Source organism: Methylobacterium sp. NMS14P (assembly GCF_028583545.1).
In the GTDB taxonomy this organism is placed as follows: domain Bacteria; phylum Pseudomonadota; class Alphaproteobacteria; order Rhizobiales; family Beijerinckiaceae; genus Methylobacterium.
The window spans coordinates 241444-264556 of the sequence record NZ_CP087107.1 but is presented as its reverse complement, the minus strand read 5'-3'; the positions used below and the strand labels follow the sequence as shown (position 1 = coordinate 264556).

Here is a 23113-nt window from a genome sequence, read left to right as displayed (position 1 = left end):
GATGGCGTCAAGCAGGCCGGCGGACAGTGGCGGTCGCGTACCGACCGGCCGGCGGCTGACGCCCGAGGCCCGCGAGCGCCAGATCGTCGAGGGCGCGGTCGCCTACTTCGCCGAGGTCGGGCTCGACGGGCACACCCGGGAACTCGCCCGCCGGCTCGGCATCACGCAGCCGCTGCTGTTCCGCTACTTCCCGACCAAGGCGGCGCTGATCGAGCGCATCTACGAGGAGGTCTACCTCAAGCGCTGGGATCCCGGCTGGGAGGCCGCAGTGCGCGATCGCGCGCTCCCCGTCCTCGAGCGCTTCCGGCGCTTCGAGATCGACTACCAGCGCCGGATCGACGACTACGCGTGGCTGCGGATCTTCGTCTCGGCGGGTCTCAAGGGGTTCGATCTGCCGAGCCGCTACCTCGGCATGGTCCGCGCGCGCATCTTCGCGCCGCTGCTCGCCGGAATGCGCGCCGAGTCGAACCTGCCGGATCCGGAGGCGCAGCCGCTCGCCGCCGACGAGTTCGAGCTCCTGTTCGGCATCCACGGCGCCCTGGTCTATGTCGGCCTGCGCTCGCGGGTCTACGGCATCGACGGCACGGCCGACCGCGACGCGGTCCGCGCCGCGATGCTGGACGCCGCCCTGCCGGGGCTGCTCGCGACCCACCGCCGGGTGGTGACGGCGGCGGGTTCGGCCGGCGCGCTGTAGGTCCGTCCCGGGATCCCCGGATCACGGGACGCGCCGGGCGGGCCCGCCCGCGTCACCGGAGTAGGCCGCCGCGGCGATGACTTTCGCGGGAACTGCGTTAGCCTCGCGGGCCGGAGGAACGCCATGACCCAGGGAACGGAACCGGCGGCGCTGCCGCCCCACTTGGCACAGGAATACGCGGCGGCGCGGGACAACGGCTGCGTCGGCACCCGGCTGCTCTCGGAGGATGACCGCTGCCGGGTCTGGACCATCGTCCTGGCGCCCGGCGACCGGATCGGCTTCCACACGCACGTGCTCGACTATTTCTGGACCGCGGTGACGGCGGGGCGCGCCCGCTCGCACTACGGCGACGGGCGGGTCGCGGAGGTCGATTACCGCGCGGGCGACATCCAGCACCTGTCGTTCGGGCCGGGCGAGTCGATGACCCACGACCTCGCCAATATCGGCGACACCGAGCTGATCTTCACCACCGTCGAGTTCCTGGACAGCGCGAACCCGCCGCTCGCGCTCCCGGCCGCCGTGCGCGCCGAGGCGACCCGCCGCGCGGCTTAAGGGAGGCGGATATCGGGCGGCACCGCCGTCCCGGCCATCACCGCCTCGGGGCTGCGGAATCGCTCCGCCGCCGCCCGCTCGGCCGCGCCGCGCTGCTGCGCCTGCAGGTACGCGCCGAGATCGCGTCCCCGCGCCACGACGGCCGCGCCGTAGGCGCGTCGGCGCGCCTCGAAGGCCGTGAGCGCCGCGTCCACGTCGCCGCCAGCCGCGTCCAGGGCGTCCGCGAGGGCGGCGGCGTCCTCCATGGCCTTGGTCGCGCCCATCCCGACATGGGGGCGGGCCACGAAGGCGGCGTCGCCGATCAGGGCAACGCCGGGGGCCGGGATCATGGTCGGCGTCTCGATGTCCAGGATCGCCTGCAGGAACGGCTGATCGGCGCGCAGCATGACCTCGGCGAACGGCGGCGCGAGGATCCGCTCCGCGTCGGCGCGCATCGACTCCAGCACCGCGGCCTTGATGCGGCCCGGCGGGATGGAGAGGGCGTGGCGGACGCCGCCGGTATCGGTCAGCAGCGCGGCGAGCGCGGCCTCCTCGGTCGGCCGGTACCAGACCGCGTTGAAGGAGCGCGCGGCCGCGGCCCCGTCCGCGCGCCCGGGGACAGGATAGCCGAGGATCTGCTCGCCCGGCGGCAGGCAGAAGGCGAAATGGCCGCCGATTGCGTCGCGGGTCGCCGGCGAGAGGGCCGCCGCGTCGACGACCGCGCGCCACGCCACGTAGCCGGCGTAGCGCGGCGCGACACCGCTCAGGAATTGTGACCGCACCGTCGAGAACTGCCCGTCGGCGCCGACGAGGAGATCCGCGGAGATCCGGCGGCCGTCCTCGAAGAAGGCAACGACGCGCGCGCCGTCGGGCTCGACCGCGGCGAGCGCCGCGCCGTAGCGGACGCTGTCCGGGGGCACGGCGTCCAGGAGCAGGCCGTAGAGCCGTCCCCAGCTCGCCAGCACCTGCGGCAGGCTCCGCTCCGCGATCACGGCCCCGTCCCGATCGAGGACCCGGCGGCCCTCGACGGTGACGCCGAGATCGCCCGCCCCGGCCGGAGCACCGCAGCGCGCCAGCACCGCCCGGAGGCCGGGATGCGTGACGATCCCCGCCCCGCGGCCCGTGAGCGCGGCCGCCGACCGCTCGAACACCGTGACGGCGTGGCCGCTCCGCGCGAGCAGGCACGCCGCGGTCAGTCCGGCAATCGAGCCGCCGATGACGGCCACGTCCAGTCGCTTCATGCGGCCCTCGAACGGGGACGGCGGCCCCGACCGCGCCCAGCATGGACGCGCCCGACCGGCCGGCCAAGATCGAAATCGCCGCGGGGCGCCGCGCTACGCCGGCCGCACCAGCCGGTCGAGCCGCATCCGGGTGATCGCGCCGATCTCCTCCAGGGCCGTCGCCTCCTCGTCCGCGACCGCGCGCGCGAGGCGTTCCTCGAACAGCGCGCGGATCTCGCGCAGGTCCCGGCCGCGCACGGCGACGATGAACGGGAAGCCGAACCGGTGCCGGTAGGCGGCGTTCAGCCGGTCGAAGGCCGCGGCGTCCGCCTCCGTCAGCCGGTCGAGGCCGGCGCTGCCCTGCTCCTGCGCGGAATCGGCGGTCATCGCCCGGGCCCGGGCCTCGGGACCGGCGAGTTCCGGATGGCCGTTGAGGAAGGCCAGGCGCACGTCCGGCGGCGCCGCGCGCACGGCCGCCATCATCGCCCCGTGGAGATCGGCGAGGCTCGCGAAGGGCGCGGCGCCGTGGGCGGCTCGGGCAACCCAGGGCGCGTGCTCGAAGACGCCGCCGAGATACGCGACGAAGACGTCGCGCTCGAGGGCGTTGAGGCGGTCGAGGTCGATCATGCCGCTCAGCTTCCGCGATAGGTGGTGAAGCTCGACGGGGCGCACAGCATCGGCACGTGGTAATGCTGCTTGGCGTCGAAGACGGCGAACCGCACGACCGGGTTGTCGATGAAGATGTCGGACTCCGCGGTGCCGGCGCGAGTCTGGAAATAGGCGTCGACGAAGAATTCCAGCTGATACTGGCCGGTCTCGGCCTTGTCGGCCGGGAGGATCGGCGCGTCGGTCCGGCCGTCGGCGTTGGTGACGACGCTCTTCACGAGCCGCCACTGGCCGTTCTCCAGGACCGAGAAGTCGATGCGGACCCCCGCGACGGGGCGGCCGCGATCGGTGTCGAGGACGTGTGTGGTGATGCCCGCCATGCCGGGTCTCCTTGTCGCGTCGGGGATCGGACGGGTCAGCTGCCGCGGTAGTAGGAATAGCCCCAGGGCGTGAACAGGACCGGCAGGTGGTGGCGCTGGTTCGCGTCGCGGATCCGGAACCGGATCGGCACGAGGCCGAGGAAGTTCGGGGTCGGGAGCTTCACGCCCAGGGCCGCGAAATACGCCTCGAGGTGCAGCACCAGCTCGTAGCGGCCCACCTTGAAGGCCTCGTCGACCAGGAGCGGCTCGGCGGTCCGGCCGTTCGGCGCGGTGGTGACCGTCCGGATCGGCCGGTAGCCGGTGCCGTCGTGCATCGCGAGGTCGCAGACCATCCCGGCGCCGGGCGTGCCGTGGAAATTGTCGATGGCGTGCAGGGTCAGCCGCGGCGAGAGGCCGGCCTGCGAGACGGGCGCGGTGTTCAGCGTGCCGGGCTTGGTCGGGGCACCGGCCGGAGCATTGGCCGGAGCATTGGCCGGAGCCGCCGCCGGAGCGGGCGTGCCCTGCGCCAGCGCCGGGCCCGCGGAGACCGCGGCGGCGGCGCCGAGCCCCGTCGCGACGAGGCCGCGCCGCGTCAGAGCGTGTCGGTCGGGTCCGTGTTCCAAGAAAGCCTCCCTCTCGTGCTGCGGTTCACGCCGGCTCGTGCGCCGCGCGGGCCCGGGCGCGCCGCCCCATCTCCGGCGTCGCCGGCGGGACGAAGGCCAGGATCAGGACGAGCGCCGCGGCCTCGACGGCGGCGACCAGCCAGAGGCCGGTCGCGACCGAGCCGGTCTGCTCGCGCAGGTAGCCCATCGCCGCCGGCGCTCCGAAGCCCGCGAGGTTGGCCACCGAGTTGATGAGCGCGATGCCGGCCGCGGCCGCCGACCCGGCCAGGAAGCGGCCGGGGATCTGCCAGAACACCGGGATCGCGCTCATCGTGCCGACGATCGCCAGCCCGAGCATGAGCAGCGCGAGGACCGGGGCGCCCGCGATGAAGACGCCGGTGAGCGCGATGGCCAGCGCCCCGACGAGGGCCGGGACCCCGCAATGCAGCCGCGCCTCGCCGGTCCGGTCCGAGTGGCGGCCGTTCAGGATCATCCCGGCGCCGCCGCAGAGATAGGCCGCCGACATGATCCAGCCGACCGTCAGCGGGTCGGTGAAGCCGGCGTCGCGCACCACGCTCGGGCCGAAGAAGGTCAGGGCCGAGTTCGCCGTGACGATGCAGAAGAAGATCGCGATGCACTGCCAGACGCGCGCGTCCTTCAGCGAGGCGAGGATGCGGTGCTCGCGGTGGCCGAGGGCCGCGGCGTCGCGCGCGAGGTCGGCCTTGACCAGCGCCTTCTGCTCCGCCGTCAGCCAGCCGGCCTTGGCGGGCCGGTCCGTGAGGTAGAACAGCGTGACGATCCCGGCCAGGATCGACGGGATGCCCTCGAGCAGGAACACCCACTGCCAGCCGGACCAGCCGTTGACGCCGTGCATCCCCGACATGATCGCGCCCGCGAGCGGCCCCCCGATGACGCCGGCCAGCGCCGAGGCCGACATGAACAGCCCGAACACCTTGGCCCGGCGCTCGCTCGGATACCAGTAGGTCAGGTACAAGATGACCCCTGGATAGAATCCGGCCTCGAAGACACCGAGCAGGAAGCGCAGGACGTAGAAGAACGCCGGCGCGGTCACGAACATCATCGCCACGCAGCAGAGTCCCCACAGCAGGGTGATCCGCGCGATCGTCTTCCGGGCGCCGATATGCTCCAGCAGCAGGTTGCTCGGCACCTCGCAGAGGAAGTAGCCGATGAAGAAGATCCCCGCGCCGATGCCGTAGACGGTCTCGCTGAAGCGGAGTTCGGCCAGCATCTGCAGCTTGGCGAAGCCGATATTCACCCGGTCGATCCAGGACAGGATCCAGAGGACCATCAGGAACGGCAGCAGCCGCCACGTGATCCGCCGGTAGGCGTCGTCCAGGCGCGCGGTCGCCGCGAGGGCCGGCACGTCGGTCGCGTGGTGCGCCTGGATCGTCATGGCTGGCCCCACATGGCATGCCCCATCCGGGATGCGGCGTTGGATTCCGAGCGATGCAGGACGGCTGCCAGTCTCGCGCCGGCGGCCGCCCGCCCCGTCTCAGACGATGGCTTCGCGCGGCGCGAGCAGCGTCGCGAGGGCGGTGCCGAGACCGACATTGTCCGCGGCGACGGCGGGCGGGCGCCGGTAGGGCGCGGCCGCGGCGGCGACGACCGCCGTCACCCCCGACGTGACCGAGCACAGGACCGGGACCGGCACGTGCGGCTGCAGGCGGGCGGCGAGGCCGACCAGGGCGGCGCCGCCGAGGATCACCGCCTCGGCGCGATCCTCCTCGGCGCAGGCCCGGCAGGCCGACGCGAGGTCGGACAGCGCCGCCTCCGGGTCCTTGGCGATCTCGCCGCCGGTGCGCGCGATCGTCCGGATGCCCACGAGGCCGTCACCGACGCCGAGGCTCGCGACGCACTCGCGGAGCATGGGCTTCCACAGGGCCCCGCCGGTCACGATGGCGTAGCGCCCGGCGACCCGCTGGGCCTCGCGGCACGACGCTTCGAGCATCCCCACCACCGGGACCGGTGAGACCTCGCGCAGGGCCAGCAGCCCGGGATCGCCGAAGCAGGCGAGGAAGACCGCGTCGCAGCCCCGGCCGTGCTCCGCGAAGGCGTCGAGGGCGGCGTGGCCGGCGATGGCCAGGGCCGCCCGGCTGGCGATGTAGGCGGCGCCGAACCGCGCCGTGGCCGGGACGAAGGTCGCGGCCGCCCCCGCCATCGTCCCGACCTGCCCGGCCAGGAGGTCGGTCACAGACGTGCTGGTGTTCGGATTTAGCAGCAGGATCCGCATGGCGCCCTCAAGTGGCGGGAGCCGGCCGGACGGCCGGGCAGAGGCCCGCACGCAGCCGGCCGGGGATGGGGAGGTCGGGGGAGGCCCGGCGGCGCGGGTGAGGCCGCGCCGCCGGGCCGTTCGTGTCTCCGATCCGGACCGGGGCCGGCCCCGATCCGGACGGGCTCAGGCAGGACGGCCTCAGGTAGGACGGCCTCAGGCAGGACGGCCTCAGGCAGGACGGCCTCAGGCAGGACGGGCCGCGCCCGCCGGGCGGCGCATGAGGGTGGTGTAGATCGCGAAGCCCAGGGCGCAACCGATGAACCACGTGAAGTTCGCCACGCCCTCCAGGCCCGGCAGGATCACGCAGAGCACGGGGATCAGGGCCGAGGGGATCATGGCGGTCACCGCGGCGCGGTTGTACCCGCCACTGTACCAGTACGTCCCTGCGGGGCTCATCGTGTAGAGGTCGTCGAGGACCACCTTCTGCTTCTTCACGAAGTAGAAGTCGGCGATCAGGATCCCGAACAGCGGGCCGATGAACGCGCCGAGGACGTCGAGCGTGTAGTGGATCACCGCGGGATTGTTGTAGAGGTTCCAGGGCGTGATGAAGATCGAGCCGACGGCCGCGATCATGCCGCCCATGCGCCACGAGATCCGCCGCGGCGACACGTTCGAGAAGTCGAACGCGGGCGAGACGAAGTTCGCGACGATGTTGATCCCGATGGTCGCGGTCATGAAGGTGAAGGCGCCGAGCACGACCGCGAAGGTGCTGTCGATGCGGCTCACCGTCTCCACCGGGTCGGTGATCAGGTGGCCGAAGACCGGCACCGTCGCCGAGGCGGTGACGACCGTCAGGAGCGAGAACCCGAGGAAGTTCACCGGGAGACCCCAGAAGTTACCCTTCTTCACCGCATCGAAGCTCGCGCCGTAGCGCGAGAAGTCGCCGAAGTTCAGCATCGGCCCGGAGAAGTAGGAGACCACGAGGGCGACGGCGTTGATCATCACCGGCAGGGCGTCCCAGCCGGTGTACTTCACGGTGCCCAGGGTCAGCCCGATCTCGCCGATCCCGGCCTTGGCGACGAGGTACGCGGCGAGCGCGATCATCACCACGTAGACCGCCGGCCCCGCCCAGTCGATGAACACGCGGATCGCCTCCATGCCGCGCCAGAAGACCAGCGCCTGCAGGACCCAGAGCGTCATGAACGCGGCCCAGCCCAGGCTCGACAGGCCGGCGAAGCCGTACTGCTTGACGTCGGCGTAGACGGCGAGTTCGGGGTAGAAGCGGAGCGCCACCACCGTCAGCGCCGCCGAGGCGAGGTAGGTCTGGATGCCGTACCACGCGACCGCGATCAGCCCGCGGATGATCGCCGGGATGTTGGCGCCCTTGACGCCGAAGGAGGCGCGGCAGATCACCGGGTAGGGCGTGCCGGTCTGCTGGCTCGGCTTGGCGACGAGGTTGCAGAAGACCTGGACGATCACGATGCCGACGAGCAGGGCGATCAGCACCTGCCAGCTCACGAGGCCCAGCGAGAACAGGGAGCCGGCGGTCACGTAGCCGCCGACGCTGTGGACGTCAGACATCCAGAAGGCGAAGATGTTGTAGGTGCCCCAGGTCTGCTTGCGCAGCGGGGCCAGATCCTTGTTCACGAGATCCGGATCGTAGCTCGGCTTGATGACGACGGCGTCCCGTTCGTCCGACACGGCCGTGCTGATGCCGGCGGCCTCGACCTGTGCGTACATGGCGTTTCTCCCTGACTGGCGCAGCCCTGTTGCCGGGCTTTTTCCGTGACCCTGACGGCCCTTCGCGGCCCGTCAAGCAAAACCTACGACTCTCCGTCTCCTGACTCTCGAAACCGCGAAGCGAATACAGATAACGACCGACTTCGGACGTCCATGCCTCGGTAGAGGCGTCGGCTCTAGCCCCCGATGAGCGCTGCGAGTCGGCCCCGGAGGCCGCCCGCGTCGGCCGGGACACCCGCGGCCTCCGCGAGGAGCCGGGCCAGACCGGACGGGTCGTCCGCCTCCGCGGGGAGCCCGTCCGCGTGGACCCGCTCCGCCATCGCCGCGCCGGCCGCCGGCGACGCGCCGGACAGGCCGGCGCAGACCGGGCCGAAGACCTCGCCGAACAGGGCGCGGCCCATGCGGGCCGGCCGGTAGCCGCCGCGCGGCGGGTGGGCCGCGACCCAGTGGCGGGCGATGTCCAGCCGGGTGGTCACCCAGGCGTCGGGGTGATCGCCCACGTAGTCGAGGAACCGCTCCAGCGCGGCCATCCGCCCCGGACGCCCGACCAGGCGGCAGTGGAGCCCCACCGACATGATGCCGCCCCGGCCGGCCTCGCCCTCGCGGTACAGGACATCGAACGTGTCCTTCAGGTAGCCGAAGAACTGGTCGCCGTTGTTGAAGCCCTGGGCGGTCGCGAACCGCATGTCGTTGGCGTCGAGGGTGTAGGGGACGACGAGTTGCTGGCGCCCTCCGATCCGCAGCCAGTAAGGCAGGTCGTCGGCGTAGGAATCGGCGAGGTACAGGAACCCGCCCTCGGCGGCGCCGATCGCCAGCGTGTTGTCAGAGGTCCGCCCCTGGTAGAGGCCCAGCGGCCTGCTGCCCGTCAGCGACGCCTGCAGCGCGACGGCCGCGTCGATGTCGGCGCGCTCGGCCTCCGGGCTGTGGTCGCGGTAGTCGATCCAGCGGAGGCCGTGGCTGGCGATCTCCCAGCCGGACTCGACCATGGCGGCGACGGCCTCGGGGTTGCGCTGCATCGCCGAGGCGACGCCGAAGACCGTGACCGGGAGGTTGCGGCGCGTGAACGCGCGCCAGAGGCGCCAGAAGCCGGCGCGGGCGCCGTACTCGTAGATCGACTCCATGTTGGCGTGGCGCTTCCCCGGCCAGGGCAGGGCCCCGACGATCTCGGAGAGGAAGGCCTCGGACGCCGCGTCACCGTGGAGGATGCAGTTCTCGCCGCCCTCCTCGTAGTTGATGACGCACTGGACGGCGACGCGCTTGCCACCGGGCCAGGCCGGGTCCGGTCGATGCCGACCGTATCCGACCATGTCGCGGGGATAGTTCTGGTCGAGGTCGAACATGGCGTGATCCCTCGTTCCGACGCGAGATAGGCGCACGCCCGTACGTTGGTCCAATATCTTGTTCGGCTTGATTGATAGGCTGCACGTTTAGATGGCGCGACGATTGATGCGGTTTCCGGAGGGCGTCACCGCTTCTGGAAGCGCGCGATCAGGCCCGGGGCCTCCTCGCGGATCAGCCCGAGGAAATTGTCGATGACCGGGTTTCGTCGCGTATGGTGCAGCGCGTAGACGTCCGCCGACAGGAAGGGCGGCTTGATCTGCAGGACGACGACGTCCGGATGCCTCGGCCGGCCGACGAATTCCGGAATGATCGCGAGACCGAAGCCGGCCGCGACCAGGTTGATCAGCGACGAGGCCTCGCGGACCTGCTGCGAGATGCTCGGCGTGAAGCCTCTCTGGATGCAGGCTTGGTAGATATCGGCGGCGAAGCGCGAGCTGTCGAGGCCGAGGGAGATCAGCGGCTCGCTGCGGAAGACGTCGATCGAGACGCTCCGACCGGCGGCGAGGGCGTGCCCGCGCGGCACCGCCACGCAGAGCCGCTCCGGCCACGCCATGTGGGCGACGAGATCCGGGTCCTCGGGGGGGCTGCGCAGGAAGCTGAGATCCGTCCGGTTCGCCTTGAGGGCCGCGATCTGGTCGGCCGGCGCCATCTCGTGGATGCGCACGTCCACCGCCCGGAAGCGCTGCTCGAAGGCCCGGATCAGGCAGCCGGCCGGCCCCGCGAGCACGGAACTCGTCATGCCGATATTCAGGATGCCGGCCGTTCCGGTGCCGATCGTCCGCGCCCGGTCGACGGCGTCGGCGACCTGCGCGAGGACCGCCCGCGCGTTCCCGAGGAAATCCTCGCCCGCCGCGGTCAGGACGACGCGCCGGCTCGAGCGCTCGAACAGGTTGACGCCGATCTCCACCTCGAGATCGCGGATCTGCTGGCTCAACGGCGGTTGCGACACGCCCAGGCTCTGGGCGGCGGCGGTGAAGCTGAGATGCTCCGCCACGGCGGCGAAGTAGCGAAGATGCCGGAGCTCCATGGACCGAACCATAGGAAAAGCGAATAGATAGGAACACAGAGGGCTTTCAGCGTCTAGACCGGGTCGGGGACGCCCTCGTCGGGACTCGCGCCGGATCGTGCCCGCCGGCGGGCCCGTCCATCGCGGCTCGGTGCGGCACCGCTTCCTCAGCGCGGCCAGGTCTCGACCGGGAGGCCTCCGACGCGCTCCGCCGCGAACCGCTCCCGGAGCCAGGCGGCGGCGGGGCCGCAGGGCCGCTGCTTGTGCCAGACCAGTTCGAGGGCGATCGGCCAGTCACCCTGGTCGAACTGGAGGTCCGGCGTCACGAGGTACGGCGCCGTGAGGGACGCGGCGATGACGTGGTCGGTGACGAAGGCCCAGCCGATCCCGTGCTTCACCATCTCCAGGATGACCCAGTGGCTCTCCACCCACCACACCTCGGCGGCGACCCGCAGACGGCGCTTCTCCGCCCCGTCGCCGCGGGCGGCGACGAGGATCTGGCGGTGGCGCTTCAGCTCCTCCCACTCGACTCGCTCCTTCGCGAGCGGGTGATCGCGTCCGCAGACGAGCTTGAGCGGCACCCAGCCGATGGTCTGGAACCCGAGTTCCGTGGGGAGCCCCTCCTGGCGCCACATCACGCCCAGGTCGGCGGCCCCCGACTGAACCATGCGGCTGACATCCTCCATCAGCGGGAAGAGCAGTTCGAGCTCCACGAAGGGGAAGCGCTGGGCGAAGCTGGCGAAGAGGGCGCCGAGGGCGTGCTCGGGGTAGAGCTCGTCGATGGCGACCACCAGCCGGTTCTCGACGCCCTGCTCCAGGCTGCTCGCGACGCCGATCAGGTGCTCCCGCCGGTCGAGCACCACCCGCGCCTCCAGCAGCAGCCGCTCCCCCGCGGGAGTCAGCACCGGGTTCCGGCCCGCGCGGCTGAACAGCGCCAGCCCCAGATCGGTCTCGAGGTTGGCCACCTGCGTGCTGACGGCCGACTGCGCCTTCCGCAGAACTCGCGCCGCGCCCGAGAAGGATCCGGCCTCGGCCGCGGCCACGAAGGCCTGGAGCTGGTCCAGCGACACCGCCATCTATCGGATTCTCAGATACTTCCTAACTTGTGGATCGCCTTATCGCAGATAGAGAGCGGCCGACCAATCCGCCTCTCGAGAGCGAGACCATGCGCAGCACCCGCGACCGTATCCGCCACGCCATCCTGTTCGAGGTGATCGGCCTCCTCCTCATCGTCCCGCTCGGGACCGCGGCCTTCGGCCTGCACGCCGCCGACATGGGCGTGATCGGCGTCGGCAGCGCCCTCGTCGCGACGAGCTGGAACTACGTCTACAATCTCGGCTTCGACCGGGCGATGCAGCGGCTCGCCGGGCACACGCGCAAGAGCCTCGTCCTGCGGGTCTTCCACGCCGTGCTGTTCGAGGCGGGGCTGCTCATGATCCTGCTGCCGCCGATCGCGTGGTACCTCGGCATCGGCCTGGTCGAGGCCTTCTTCATGGATCTCGCGATCGCGGCCTTCTACGTGGCCTACGCCTTCGTGTTCAATCTAGCCTACGATCGAACCTTCCCGCTCCCGAGCTGGACCGACGCGGCCGCCGAGCCGTCCCGCTGACGCCCGCGCGCCGAGACCACGACGGTGGCGCGGCGTGCGTTCGAGGGTCCGCGGCGCTGCGTGAGGCGCCCGCTATCCCTCGGCGCGGACGAGAGTCGCCGGCTCCGGTCCGCGCCGAGCCTCCGCGCCCACGGGATCGACGGGTGGCTGATCCCGCGGGATCAGCGCGGCGAGCGCGTTCTGGAGAAGATCGGGCCGGACCGGCTTGTGGATCAGCGGGATCCCGCTGTCCAAGGCCTCCCGCATGCGGACGGGCGCGGTGTCGCCGGTGACGAGGATCGCCGGGACCGGCCGTCCCCAATGCTGCCGCAGCGTCGCGATGGCTTCCGCGCCGGTCTGGCCCCGTCTCAGGCGATAGTCGCAGATCAGCGCATCCGGCGGCGGCCCCTGCCACGGCAGTCGGGCGACCTCGGTCGGGTCCTCGAAGGCCCAGCACAGGCAGCCCCAGCCGGAGAGGAGTGCCACCATCGCGTCCCGGACGATGGCGTCGTCGTCCACGATCAGGATGCGGGCGCCGGCCAGTCCGCCGGTCTCCGGGATGTCCGCCGCGCGCGCGTCGTCGGCACCCGGGTCGAGCCCGGGGCCGAGATCGGTGTCGAGCGTCCTGGGCACGAGGATGCGGAAGACGCTGCCGCTTCCCACCCTCGACGAGAGGGACAGCGGGTGACCGAGCGAGGCGGCGATCCCGCGCGCGATCGCGAGCCCGAGCCCCAGGCCCTTGTGCCGATCGCGCTCGGGATTCCCGAGCTGGTAGAACTCCCGGAAGATGTCCTCGCGCTCGTCGACCGGGATGCCGATCCCGGTGTCGTAGACTTCGATCGACACGCCGGTGCCCCGCCGGCGGCAGCCGATGAGGACGCCGCCGCGCTCGGTGTACCGGATCGCGTTCAGGACGAGATTGCGCAGGACCAGCTCCAGCAGGGCCGCGTCCGAGACGATCGCCAGATCGGTCTGGGGGGTTCGATAGATCAGGCGCTTGGCGTCGGCCAGATGCGCCAGATCGTTCTCGATCTTGTCGAGGAGCGGCTGTAGCTCGAAGGCGCGGGGCCGCGGCGTGATGACCCCGGCCTCCAGGCGCGAGAAGTCCAGCAGCGTGTTGAGCATGTCCGTCGACGCGACGTTCGCGGTCTGGGCGTTCTGGAGGATCCGCCGCTGCGGCGCGGCGAGATCCGTCTGGCTCAGCGCCTGGAGGAACAGACCCTGGGCATGGACCGGCTGGCGCAGGTCGTGGCTGGCCGCCGCGAGGAATTGCGACTTCGCGGTGTTGGCGTGCTCGGCGTCGCGGCGGGCCCGGTGCGCCGCGGCGCTCTCCGCGCGCAGCTGCTCGACGAGGGCCGCGTTCTCGAAGCGGAGCTCGATGGATTCCCGCACGCGGCGGCTTGCGAGCACGACCTGACCGTACTGCCCGACCACGAAGAGGATCGAGCAGACCGCCAGGGCCCTGTAGGGCGCGCCGCCGAGCGACCAGAGGGTTCCGGCGGCCAGGACGGCGACGGGGACGACGAGGGCGAGATAGAGGTGCCGCCGCGGCGCCAGGAGCGAGACGCCGTTGCTGCAGGTCGCGCCCAGCAGCGACATGGTCAGGATGCTCACCGCCGGAATCTGCAGCGGGAGCGCGATCCAGATCAGAGATCCCAGGATCGCGCCCTCGACGATCTTGCTCAGGAAGACGACGCGCTCGACCCGGCGGGCGCGGTCGGGCTCGCCGACCGCGTCGCGCACGCGGCGCGCGTAGGCGGCCGCCCCGAACCGCTCGACGAGGAACGCACCGTACCAGCTCAGCAGGACGGCGTGGGGCACCAGCGTCCACAGCACGGCGAGCATGAGCGTCGAGACGAGGAAACCGACGGCGACCGACTGCGTGACGCCGTCCAGCACGAGGCGCAGCTGCTCGGCCGCGATCCGGTCCTCCTGCGACGGGCTCATCGGATCAGGCCGAGCTGCTGAGCCTTGAAGACCGCCTCCGCGCGCCGGGTGACCCCCAGGACCGACAGCAGGCCCTGCACGTGACCGCGGACCGTATGTTCCGACAGGCCGAGGTTGCGTCCGATCATCTTGTTGGACAATCCGCGCCCGACGAGGGTCAGCACCTCGGCTTGGCGCGGCGTCAGCGTCGGGCAGAGGGCGGCGCCGACCCGCGGGGCCGCGGACGACCGCGCGAGCATCTCGCGCAGGACCGTCATCATCCGGTCGGGACGGTCGGTCTTCGACAGGAACGCGCAGGCGCCCTGCGCGAGGGCCGTGCTGACGGTATCGGGCAGATCCAGGCCGGACACGACGACGATCCGGGCGGCCGGCCAGCGCTGCCGGAGCAGGCCCATACCTTCGAGCCCGCTGATGCCCGGCAACTGGATGTCGAGGAGGACGATCGTCGGGACGACGGCGACGATGGCGAGCGCCTCGTGCAGCGACGCGCTGTCGAGAACCGGAATCTCATCGAACGCCGTCGACAGCATCGAGACGATGCCGGATCGGAACAGCGCGTGGTCGTCGATGATGAGGATTGCTTCCTGCGCCATGCCGGACCCTGTCTAGAGCAACTGCACAGACGCCGTCACGGGTCATAGACCAGTCCATGTGGACTGGTCCACGAAGCCATTCTGATCGGCTAAGCTGCAGCTCAAGGAATTCAATCACACGCGCTCGGGCATGCAACAGAAGGCCACGCGGACGGGATCGGATGCTGAGCGAGCGCCCCCGCGATCCTTCGCGGCCCGCGCGGCATTCCGCGCCCGTCGCGCCGCCGCGGCGGTGGTCGGGTGATCGCGGGCGGTGACGTCCGGCGGACCACGCGCGAGCGGCCCTTCGAACTCGACTTGAGGGTATTCCATGGTTCATCGCCGTCATAGACGAGGCGTCGGCCGGACGGCGTCGGATCCGACGTTCGACGCGAAGCGTCCCTTGATCGTGCGGTGGATCGGTGCCGCGGCCCGCAAGCGCAGCCGAGCGGCTCGCCGTGAATCGGCGCCCGCTCCGAGCCCGGACAACGTGACGAGGCTGTGCTGGGCCGACACCTTCGGACGGGCGATCAGCCCGAATCCGCGGCGGGCGGAGGGGCCCGCGACCGTCGTCGCGATGCGTCCCCGCGTGAACAGAACCGAATGCGGCCCGATCGTCCGCACGCGACGCGCGCTGACCACCAAGATCACGACCTCACTGCCCTAGATCGAGACCTGTCGGCCGATCTCGGTCGCTTGATCGCCCTATCGCATATCCGGACAAGAACTCCGGGCTGCCGGAGGCGTGCGGCCGCAGGCGCGCGCTGTCCCGGGCGACGAGCCGGATCGTGCAGGAGCGCGGCGCGCGATCCGCTGAGGCGCGCACCGCGGCGCGATAGAGCCGGCGGCGCGGGCCGCGCACGCCGTGACGGTCGAGCCTCCCACCCGGAGGTGCCGGATATCCTGACCCGGCTCCTGCGCCGCGTCATCGCGGCAGACGAGCGACGGAGAAGCCAAGCCGGCATCGTGGAGGGCTTCGCGCACTCTGCCGGCGCGCAACAGGCACTCGATACCGGGCAGCCGTCATGCGCGCCCGGCGCCTCGCGCGGGCGGCCATCGCGGCAGGCGGCCGACACGTGCCCGAATGCTCGAAGAAAACGCACATTGTTCTGCGGCAGGCGGGCCCGGTAGCCGCATTATCCTAATATCTTCGGAAAAATTGGACGTGTATTTCATTTACAGGATCGGAGCCCGTTGCGCATAAATACGGCATGGAATGCCCACAGGGCGTGCTGAGCTGATCACGCGGCGAGTCTGAGCTTCCCTGCCCGCGACGAATGTCGGCATCCGACGGTCATTCCGTCCGCCGAGATCCAGCGCGCGCGGCCAAGCCGGCGCGGGGTTGGCACATGTCCTGCGAGCGGTGAGCAGCTCACAGCATCCTGTGGGAGCCTCAATGCCGGAACAGCGAGGTGCCATGACGACGCGCGATGACAGGTTCCGACCCGTTGGCCCGGCGGCGGACGTGCTCGCCGTCCCCGACGCCACGCGCAAGGGCAATCAGGCCTACGACCTGATGCGGCGCGAGATCGTCGCCTGTCGCCTCCTGCCCGGCACGCGCTTCACCGAGGCCGAGGTGATGGAGCGGTTCGAGATCGGGAAGGCGAGCTGCCGGATCGCGCTCCAGCGCCTGTCCCAGGAAGGCTTCGTCAGCTCGATGCCGCGGCACGGCTACCGGGTGAGCCCGGTGACGGTGAAGGATGTCGACGAGGTCTTCGCCCTGCGGATGGAACTCGAGCCCCTCGCGGCAAGAGGCGCCGCCGGCCGCGTGAACCGGGCGCACCTGGAACGCCTGGAGCAGGCCTGCCGCCGCAAGATCACGGTGGAGATGGGCAACCAGATCGACTTCTTCCTGGAGGCCAACCGGGGCTTCCACCTCGCGATCGCCGCGGCTTCCGGGAACGGGCGCCTGTACCGGACCCTGTCGGGCCTCCTCGACGAGATGACCCGCCTCGTCGCCCTCGGCTTCGGCGTGCAGGGCGTGCGGCCGAACATCGAGAACGACCACACCGCGATGATCGAGCATCTCGCGGCGGGGGATGCCGACAGCGCCGCCCTGGTGGCCCGCCGCCACGTCGAGACCTTCCGGGCCATGACGATGGAGAAGGTCATCGCCAGCCTGCGCGACACCGCGGTGGTGGCGCCGGTGCGGCCGTCCCGGGCCGACGGGGGCGAGCCGTGAACGCCGTCGAGCTCGACCATGTCAGCAAGTGGTTCGACCGGCGGGAGGGCGGGCCGCTCCACGTCCTCGACACCGTCGACATCGCGATCCCGCAGCACGCGATCGTCGCGATCCTGGGCGCGTCGGGCTGCGGCAAGAGCACCCTCCTGAACATGATCGCCGGGCTGGTCGAGCCCGACCAGGGCGCTGTCCTCTTGAACGGCATCCCGTCGCACGCCTTCCGCGACTGGCGGGCCATGACCTACATGTTCCAGGAGGACCGGCTGCTCCCCTGGCGCACCGCCGCCCAGAACGTCGCCTTCGGGCTCGAGGCCGGGCACATGGGCCGGGCGGAGCGGGCGCGGCGGGTCGACGCCACCCTGCGGCTCGTCGGCCTCGAGGCCTTCCGCGACGCCTACCCGCACGAATTGTCCGGGGGCATGCGCAGCCGGGTGGCGCTCGCGCGCAGCCTCGTCACCGAGCCGCGGATCCTGCTCCTCGACGAGCCGTTCTCGAAGCTCGATCCCGAGATCCGCGCGCAGATGCACGCGGAGCTGCTGCGCATCGCCGACCTGCGGGCGATGACCCTGGTCTTCGTCACGCACGACGTCGAGGAGGCGGTGGTGCTGGCGAGCCAGGTGGTCGTCCTGCACCCGCGCCCGGGCCGGATCGGCGCGATCCGGGCGATCGACCTGCCGTATCCCCGCGATCCCCTCTCCGCGGAGGTCGGCGAGGAGGTCCGGCGCCTGCGCATCAGCCTCTCCGCCGCGACCGCGCGATGCTAGTGCAAACCCCGCCGCGCCTGATCCGGCAGACACGGACGTCCGGCGCCGGGCGCCGGGCGGGCGTGCTGCTCCAGCGGCTCGCCCTGCTCGCCCTGGCGCTGGCCGCGTGGCAGCTCGGTTCGCTGCAGGCGCCGAGCTTCGTCCTGCCGAGCCCCGCGCGGGTCTGGCACGCGTGGCTCGGCCTCGTCGCCACGCCGAGCTTCGCCGCCGATCTCGGCATCACGCTGGGCCGGATCGGCGCCGGCCTCGCCTTCGCGGCCCTGGTCGGGCTGCCGCTCGGCCTGCTGCTCGGCGCGAGCCCCCGCCTCGGCCGGTTCTTCGAGCCGGTGCTGACGGTGACCAACACCGTCTCGTCCGCGATCTGGGCGATCTTCGCGCTGATCTGGTTCGGTCTCTCGAACTGGACCACGATCTTCGTGGTGTTCATGACCGCGATGCCGCTGATCCTGACCAACGTCTGGCAGGGCACGCGCACGGTCAGCGCCGAACATCTCGAGCTCGCCCGCACCTTCCGCATGCCGCGCCGCAAGGTGCTGACCAAGATCTACCTGCCGACGATCCTGCCCGCCTTCTTCTCGGGCGCGCGCCTCGCCATCGGCTTCGGGGCGCGGGTCGTGCTCGTGGCGGAATCGCTCGGGGCGAGCAGCGGCATCGGCTACCGCCTGCGGCAGGCGGCGGACCTCGTCCAGACCGATCAGGTCTTCGCCTGGACCCTCACCCTCGTCGCCCTGATGATCGGGCTCGAGACGCTCGTCCTGAAGCCCGCCGAGCAGCGCCTGTTCGCCTGGAAGAAGGTGGCGCAGCCGTGACGGCCGGCGCCAGCCGGGGACACGCCCGCCGCACGTCCTCCCATCGCAGCTCTCGGAGAACCCCTTGAAACGGATCCGCGCCCTCGCCGTCGCCGCGCTCTGCGCGGTCGGCCTGCCCGGCCTCGCGCGCGCCGAGACGGTGCGCATCGGCTACTGGAGCTCGGGCATCAGCCTCGGCTTCGGCGCCGTGCTGGAGGCCGGCAAGTTCATGGAGAAGGAGGGCCTGACGGCCGAGTACGTCAAGTTCCCGGACGTGAACGCGCCGACCAAGGCCATGGCCGCCGGGGCGATCGATTTCGCGATCGCGGCGAGCGCGGGGACGGCGCTCAGCGTGACCGCCGACGGTCTGCCGATGAGCATCGTCCTGGCGACGCAGGTGGCCGACCTCGACTTCGTCGTTCCGGAGGACTCGCCGATCAAGACGATGGCCGACCTCAAGGGCAAGAAGATCGGCACCTCGCCGGCCGGCAGCGGCACCGCCGCCATCGCGGCGGCGATCCTGGAGACCAATCACGGCCTCAAGCCCGCGGATTACCAGGCCGTGCCCGGCAACGATTCCCGGCTGGCGCAATTCCTCGTCCAGAAGGACATCGACGCCGCGGCCCTGCGCACCGTGACCCTCGCGCTCCTGCCGGACGTGAAGCTGCGCCGGCTCGGCACCTTCCGGGAGGAGTGGAAGCGCCTCACCATGCAGGACGCACCGCCGGTCCTCGGCGTCGGCCTGATGCGCAACGCCTGGATGACGCAGAATCCGGACGCGCCCGCCAAGGTCGTGGCCGCGATGCGCAAGGCCTACGCGTATGGCCAAGCCGACAAGCCCGGCGTGGCCAAGATCCTGAAGGCCGCCGCCAACCTGAGCGACGCCGACGCCGCCGCCTACGCGGGCCTCTGGGACGGCATCTACACGGTCAGCCTGGAGCCCGCCGACATCGCCTCGCTGAAGCGGGAGTTCGAGGTCTTCAAGGCGGTCGGCGCCGTCCAGGGCAGCCTGCCAGACACCGCCCTGGTTCCCGGCCCGTACGAGCGGTCGAAGTCGATCCCGTAGCCTTTCCGACCTGCAGAAGAGGGTTTCCACGATGGCTCAGACGATGAAGGCGCTCGTGCTGGAGGCGCACGGCGACATCGACACGCTGAAGGTGGTCAACGACTATCCGAGGCCGTCCCCCGGCCCGGGCGAGGTCCTGATCCGCGTCGGCGCGTCCTCGTTCAACTACCACGACGTCTTCACCGTGAAGGGCATGCCCGGCATCAAGGTGCCGATGCCGGTGGTGATCGGCCTCGACATGGCCGGGCAGATCGTCGAGCTCGGCGAGGGCGTCGCGGAGTGGCGCGTCGGCGACCGGGTGCTGGTCAACCCGCTCAACAAGGCCAAGGGCCTGATGGGCGAGATGCTCGACGGCGGCATGGCCGAGTACTGCCGGGTCTCGACGAGTCAGCTCATCGCGATGCCGCCGGACGTGAGCTACGCGGACGCGGCCTCCCTGCCGGTGGCCTACGGCACCGCCCACCGCATGCTGGTCACCCACAACACCGTGAAGGCCGGCGACACGGTCCTGATCCTCGGCGCCAGCGGCGGCGTCGGCACGGGCTGCGTGATGCTGGCCAAACAGCTCGGCGCCGAGGTGATCGCCTGCGCGGGCAGCGCCGAGAAGATGGCGGCGCTCAAGGCGCTCGGGGCCGACCACGTCGTCAACTACCGCGAGACCGACTTCTCCAAGTGGGCGATCCAGCAGTACGGCAAGCCGCAGCGCCGGACCTACGAGGGCGGCGTCGACGTGGTGATCAACTTCACCGGCGGCGACACCTGGGTGCCCTCGCTCAAGTGCCTGAAGCGCGGCGGCACGCTGCTCGTCTGCGGCGCGACCGCGGGGCACGATCCCAAGGAGGATCTCCGCTACATCTGGAGCTTCGAGCTCAAGGTGATCGGCTCGAACAGCTTCTACGACGACAACCTGTCGGCCCTGATGGACATGATCCAGGCCGGCACGCTGAAGCCGACCATCGACAAGCTCCTGCCCCTCGAGGAGGCCGCCGAGGGCCTGCGGATGATCCGCGACCGCGAGGTCATGGGCAAGATCGTCGTCACCCCCTGAAACCGCCCGAGGCCGGTTCGCCGCGCGTCGTCGTCCCCAGTCCCGCCCGAGGAGATCCCGAAGCCATGTCCGACACCCCCCTCACCAAGGAGCAGGTCGAGGCGCTGCTGCTGCGCGGCCCGTTCCACCAGTGGCTCGGCCTCTCCGTGGTCGCCGTCGGCGAGGGGACGATCGAGCTGAAGGCGACGTGGCGGCCGGAATGGGTCGTCAACGCCGAGCGCGGCTACGTCCACGGCGGCATCCTGGCGACGCTCGTCGATCTCACCGCCGACTGGGCGCTGGTCTCCAAGACCGGCCGGGGCGTCCCCACGGTGGACCTGCGGGTCGACTACCACCGGGCCGCGATGCAGGGCGATCTCACCTGCCGCGGCACGGTGGTGAAGTTCGGCAACCAGCTCTCGGTGGCCGAGGCGCAGATCCTCGACGACGCGGGGCGCCTGCTCGCGAGCGGCCGCGGCGTCTACATGACGGCGCCGGCGAAATGACGGGGCCGGCCCCCGGCGCCCCGGCGGACGGGGCCCTCGACCACGTCGTGATCAACGTGCTGCGGCGGATGGACGAAGCGGCGGACCTGTTCGCCGCCCTCGGCTTCCGGTTGACGCCGCGCGGCCACCACTCGCTCGGCTCCGTCAACCACCTGATGATGACGGCGGGCCCCTACCTGGAGCTCGTCGGCGTTCCCGAGACCGGCCCGCAGCGGCAGGACGTTCTGGACAGCCCGTTCGGCCTGAACGGGCTCGTCGTGGCGAGCCGGGACGCCGACGCGACGCATGCGCGGCTGGCGGAGGTGGGGCTGGCGGCCGGCCCCCCCGTCGCCTTCTCGCGCCCCGTGACCGTCGACGGCCGCGAGGACGCGGCCCGGTTCCGCACGGTGCGGGTGCCGGCCGACCGGTTCCCGGCGGGCCGCCTCTACCATTGCGAGCACCTGACCCCGGATCTCGTCTGGCGGCCCGAATGGCTCGACCATCCGAACGGTTTTTCGGGGATCGACGTTCTGACGATCCAGAGCCCCGCGGCCGAGGCCGACGCCCGTCTCTACGCGGCCGCCAGCGGCGCGCCCGCCGAAGCCACCGGCGACGGCTGGACCCTGCGGCTCGGGGAGACGCGGGTCGCGATCGTGCCGGGGCCGGCCGCCCGCTTCGCCGCCCTGGAACTGCGCTTCCGCGGCCTCGACGCGCTCGAGGCCCGCGCGGCCGCGCTCCCGGAGGCGGCCTGGGTCCGGCACGGGCCGGACGCGGCCACGCTGACGCTGCCGGCCTTCGACCTCCGCCTCGCGTGCAGGGCGGCCCCGTGACGCGCGCGGCCACGGCTCCGACCAATCTCGGCGACCTCGTCGACCGGTCCGGGCCGCCGGACAGGCCGCTGATCATCGGCGTCGGCCCGGATGGCGAGCCCGCGGTGATGACCCGCGCCGGCCTCGATGCCCGGGCCGACGCCTTCGCCCGCGGCCTGCTGCGCGGCGGGATCGCCCGCGGCGCGCGGGTCGCGATCCTCTCGGCCAACCGGCCCGACACGATCGCGGCGCTGCTCGGCGCGATGCGGGCCGGCGTGGTCCCGGTCCCAATCAATCACAAGTTTCCGCCGGCCACGATCGCCGCCGTGCTCGCCGATTGCGGGGCGCGGCTCGTGCTCTGCGACGGCCCGCGCCGGGCGATGCTGGCGGGGCTCGACCCCGATATCCGGATCGCCGGGTTCGACGATGGCGGGCCGGAGGGCTTCGCGGCCTGGCTCGATCCCGGGCCCTTCGCGCCGGTCGTGCCCGAGCCCGACGAGGCGGCCCTGTTCCTCTACACGTCCGGCTCCACGGGCCGGCCGAAGGGCGTGCGGCTCAGCCATGCCAGCCACCTCTGGGTGGCGCGGACCCGCGCCGCCGAGACGGACCTGCGCGACGACCGGCTGCTGGTCGCGGCGCCGCTCTACCACATGAACGCGCTGGCCCTGGCGCTCCTCGTCTGCGCGGCCGGCGCCACGATGGTGCTGCTGCCGCAATTCGAGGCGCGGGCCTACATCGCGGCGATCGACCGCCAGAGCTGCACGTGGCTCACCGCCGTGCCGCCGATGATCGCCATGATGCTGCGGGAGCCGGATCTCCTGGCGGAGGCCGACCTGACCGGCGTGCGGACGGTGCGGATGGGCTCGGCGCCGGTCAGCGACGCCCTGGCCCGGCAGATCCGCGCCCTGCTGCCGAACGCCCGCATCCTCAACGCCTACGGGACTACCGAGGGTGGCCCGGTCGTGTTCGGCGACCATCCGGACGGCCTGCCGACGCCGGTCGCGTCCGTCGGCGCGCCGCACCCCCGGGTCGCGGTGCGCCTCGTCGGGCCGGACGCGCCGGAGACCGGCGTCCTGCAGATGCGCAGCCCCGCGATCATGCTGGGCTACCACAACCGGCCGGACGTGCCCGTGCCGATCACCCCGGACGGGTTCTACGACACCGGCGACGTCTTCCGCCGCGACGCGGACGGGTTCTACTATTTCCTCGGCCGGACCGACGACATGTTCGTCTCGGGCGGCGAGAACATCTTTCCCGGCGAGGTCGAGCGGGTGCTGGAGCGCCACCCCGCGGTGCTCCAGTCCTGCGTGGTGCCCGTGGAGGATCCCATCAAGGGCACCAAGCCCGTCGCCTTCGTGGTCCGCCGGCCCGGCGCCACCGTCGACGAGGCCGCCCTCAAGGATCACGCGCTCGAACACGCGCCCGCCTACCAGCACCCACGTCGGGTCTGGTTCGTCGCGGCGCTGCCGCTCGCCTCGACCGGCAAGATCGACCGCGCGGCCCTGCGCCGGCGCGCCGAAGAGGCCGTCCGCGCCCCGTGACCGGTCCGGGCG

23 protein-coding genes are annotated in these 23113 nt (G+C 71.7%); 11 read left to right on the top strand and 12 right to left on the bottom strand.

From position 1 onward, the window contains the following. The first annotated feature begins 1 nt into the window (after position 1). Entirely contained in the window at positions 2–694 is a 693-nt protein-coding gene (locus LOK46_RS31075; RefSeq protein WP_273565192.1) for a TetR/AcrR family transcriptional regulator, read from the top strand. Positions 695–817: 123 nt separating this feature from the next. Continuing rightward, on the top strand, positions 818–1246 hold the full coding sequence (locus LOK46_RS31070; protein ID WP_273565191.1) for a hypothetical protein: 429 nt from the start codon (positions 818–820) through the stop codon (positions 1244–1246). Here the strand turns inward: LOK46_RS31070 and LOK46_RS31065 are convergent. The 10 genes from LOK46_RS31065 to LOK46_RS31020 form a co-directional block, all read right to left on the bottom strand. Continuing rightward, entirely contained in the window at positions 1243–2466 is a 1224-nt protein-coding gene (locus LOK46_RS31065) for an FAD binding domain-containing protein (protein WP_273565190.1), read from the bottom strand. The genes LOK46_RS31070 and LOK46_RS31065 overlap by 4 nt on opposite strands. A gap of 93 nt (positions 2467–2559) precedes the next feature. Further along, entirely contained in the window at positions 2560–3072 is a 513-nt protein-coding gene (gene uraD / locus LOK46_RS31060) for a 2-oxo-4-hydroxy-4-carboxy-5-ureidoimidazoline decarboxylase (protein ID WP_273565189.1), read from the bottom strand. 5 nt (positions 3073–3077) lie between these two features. Next, positions 3078–3431, bottom strand: coding sequence for a hydroxyisourate hydrolase (gene uraH, locus LOK46_RS31055; protein WP_273565188.1), 354 nt, complete (start codon positions 3429–3431; stop codon positions 3078–3080). Between the two features lie 35 nt (positions 3432–3466). After that, on the bottom strand, positions 3467–4033 hold the full coding sequence (gene uraH / locus LOK46_RS31050; RefSeq protein WP_273565187.1) for a hydroxyisourate hydrolase: 567 nt from the start codon (positions 4031–4033) through the stop codon (positions 3467–3469). Between the two features lie 25 nt (positions 4034–4058). Further along, positions 4059–5426, bottom strand: a complete 1368-nt coding sequence (locus LOK46_RS31045; RefSeq protein WP_273565186.1) for an MFS transporter — start codon at positions 5424–5426, stop codon at positions 4059–4061. Between the two features lie 99 nt (positions 5427–5525). Continuing rightward, positions 5526–6263 (bottom strand): aspartate/glutamate racemase family protein, encoded by a 738-nt coding sequence (locus tag LOK46_RS31040; protein ID WP_273565185.1) that lies wholly within the window; start codon positions 6261–6263, stop codon positions 5526–5528. A 225-nt stretch (positions 6264–6488) separates the two neighbouring features. Beyond that, positions 6489–7985, bottom strand: coding sequence for an NCS1 family nucleobase:cation symporter-1 (locus tag LOK46_RS31035; protein ID WP_273565184.1), 1497 nt, complete (start codon positions 7983–7985; stop codon positions 6489–6491). Positions 7986–8161: 176 nt separating this feature from the next. Next, the gene (gene puuE / locus LOK46_RS31030) at positions 8162–9325 is read right to left on the bottom strand and encodes an allantoinase PuuE (RefSeq protein WP_273565183.1); all 1164 of its coding nucleotides are present in this window, start codon (positions 9323–9325) and stop codon (positions 8162–8164) included. A gap of 125 nt (positions 9326–9450) precedes the next feature. Next, the gene (locus tag LOK46_RS31025; RefSeq protein WP_273565182.1) at positions 9451–10353 is read right to left on the bottom strand and encodes a LysR family transcriptional regulator; all 903 of its coding nucleotides are present in this window, start codon (positions 10351–10353) and stop codon (positions 9451–9453) included. Between the two features lie 146 nt (positions 10354–10499). After that, positions 10500–11408, bottom strand: coding sequence for a LysR family transcriptional regulator (locus LOK46_RS31020; RefSeq protein ID WP_273565181.1), 909 nt, complete (start codon positions 11406–11408; stop codon positions 10500–10502). An 89-nt stretch (positions 11409–11497) separates the two neighbouring features. Here LOK46_RS31020 and LOK46_RS31015 point away from each other — a divergent pair, with 89 nt between their 5' ends. Further along, entirely contained in the window at positions 11498–11941 is a 444-nt protein-coding gene (locus LOK46_RS31015) for a PACE efflux transporter (RefSeq protein WP_012329577.1), read from the top strand. Positions 11942–12013: 72 nt separating this feature from the next. Here LOK46_RS31015 and LOK46_RS31010 read toward each other — a convergent pair whose 3' ends face one another. Both LOK46_RS31010 and LOK46_RS31005 read right to left on the bottom strand, forming a co-directional pair. Further along, positions 12014–13867 carry an ATP-binding response regulator gene (locus LOK46_RS31010; RefSeq protein ID WP_273565180.1) on the bottom strand — a complete coding sequence of 618 codons (1854 nt, stop codon included), beginning with the start codon at positions 13865–13867 and terminating at the stop codon, positions 12014–12016. After that, positions 13864–14460: a response regulator gene (locus tag LOK46_RS31005; RefSeq protein ID WP_273565179.1), complete on the bottom strand. Its 597-nt coding sequence runs from the start codon at positions 14458–14460 to the stop codon at positions 13864–13866. The genes LOK46_RS31010 and LOK46_RS31005 overlap by 4 nt, the downstream gene beginning before the upstream one ends. Before the next feature lie 1396 nt (positions 14461–15856). Between LOK46_RS31005 and LOK46_RS31000 the strand changes: the two genes are divergently transcribed. From LOK46_RS31000 to LOK46_RS30965, 8 genes are all read left to right on the top strand, one after another. After that, a complete protein-coding gene (locus LOK46_RS31000; protein WP_273565178.1) occupies positions 15857–16621 on the top strand; it encodes a GntR family transcriptional regulator in 765 nt (254 codons plus the stop codon). After that, positions 16618–17385 carry an ABC transporter ATP-binding protein gene (locus LOK46_RS30995; protein WP_273565177.1) on the top strand — a complete coding sequence of 256 codons (768 nt, stop codon included), beginning with the start codon at positions 16618–16620 and terminating at the stop codon, positions 17383–17385. The genes LOK46_RS31000 and LOK46_RS30995 overlap by 4 nt, the downstream gene beginning before the upstream one ends. Further along, positions 17379–18194 carry an ABC transporter permease gene (locus LOK46_RS30990; RefSeq protein WP_273565176.1) on the top strand — a complete coding sequence of 272 codons (816 nt, stop codon included), beginning with the start codon at positions 17379–17381 and terminating at the stop codon, positions 18192–18194. The genes LOK46_RS30995 and LOK46_RS30990 overlap by 7 nt, the downstream gene beginning before the upstream one ends. A 64-nt stretch (positions 18195–18258) precedes the next feature. Next, positions 18259–19239, top strand: a complete 981-nt coding sequence (locus LOK46_RS30985) for an ABC transporter substrate-binding protein (RefSeq protein ID WP_273565175.1) — start codon at positions 18259–18261, stop codon at positions 19237–19239. 31 nt (positions 19240–19270) lie between these two features. Further along, positions 19271–20287 (top strand): SDR family NAD(P)-dependent oxidoreductase, encoded by a 1017-nt coding sequence (locus LOK46_RS30980; RefSeq protein ID WP_273565174.1) that lies wholly within the window; start codon positions 19271–19273, stop codon positions 20285–20287. 65 nt (positions 20288–20352) lie between these two features. Then, on the top strand, positions 20353–20772 hold the full coding sequence (locus LOK46_RS30975; protein WP_273565173.1) for a PaaI family thioesterase: 420 nt from the start codon (positions 20353–20355) through the stop codon (positions 20770–20772). Next, complete coding sequence (locus LOK46_RS30970; protein WP_273565172.1) at positions 20769–21581, top strand: VOC family protein; 813 nt, start codon at positions 20769–20771, stop codon at positions 21579–21581. Before LOK46_RS30975 ends, LOK46_RS30970 begins: the two co-directional genes overlap by 4 nt. Then, positions 21578–23101, top strand: coding sequence for a class I adenylate-forming enzyme family protein (locus LOK46_RS30965; RefSeq protein ID WP_273565171.1), 1524 nt, complete (start codon positions 21578–21580; stop codon positions 23099–23101). Before LOK46_RS30970 ends, LOK46_RS30965 begins: the two co-directional genes overlap by 4 nt. The last annotated feature ends 12 nt before the right edge of the window (positions 23102–23113 follow it).